This window comes from Bradyrhizobium australafricanum (assembly GCF_020329495.1).
In the GTDB taxonomy this organism is placed as follows: Bacteria; Pseudomonadota; Alphaproteobacteria; order Rhizobiales; family Xanthobacteraceae; genus Bradyrhizobium; species Bradyrhizobium australafricanum.
Map to the genome: position 1 here is coordinate 1 of NZ_JAGKJL010000220.1, position 600 is coordinate 600.

The window sequence follows — 600 nt, forward strand, 5'->3', positions numbered from 1 at the left end:
TGGCGAGGCGGCGGCATCTGCCGAACCAAGCGAATGTGCGTTCAACCACCCACCGCCTCGGCAGAAGCTGGAAGCCTTTGACGCCTTGGGGCCGCTCGACGATCTCGACAGTCCATGGACCGCAGTCTGAGAGCGCGTCGAGGAGTTGATTTCCGCGGTAGATCCGGTCGGCAAAGACGTGGCGCAGCCGGGGGAAGTTCATCCGCACGTTCTTCAGCAGCGGTACGGCGCCATGGCAGTCCTGAACGTTGGCGGGATGAACATGAACCCCGAGGAGGAGGCCATTGGTATCCGTCACAATGTGCCGCTTGCGGCCGTAGATGCGCTTGCCTGCATCGTAGCCGCGCGGTCCGCCAGCTTGCGTGGTCGGCGCACTTTGACTGTCGATCACGGCTGCCGTCGGCTTCGGTGTCCGTCCAAGCTTTTTTCGCGCCCGTCGGACAAGCACGCTGACAATCCTCTGCCACCGGCCTGTATCCCGCCATCTATAAAAATAGCCCTGCACCGTCGAATAGGGCGGGAACTCCTGCGGCAACGCCCGCCACTGGCAGCCGGTCGAAACGATATAGAGGATCGCTTCGATCACACGACGCAGCTCCG

At 62.5% G+C, this 600-nt stretch carries 1 protein-coding gene; it reads right to left on the reverse strand.

Annotated elements, in window-relative coordinates; genetic code table 11:
• A partial coding sequence (locus J6525_RS46665) for an IS5 family transposase (RefSeq protein WP_225649640.1) occupies window positions 1-600 on the reverse strand: 600 nt, incomplete at both ends.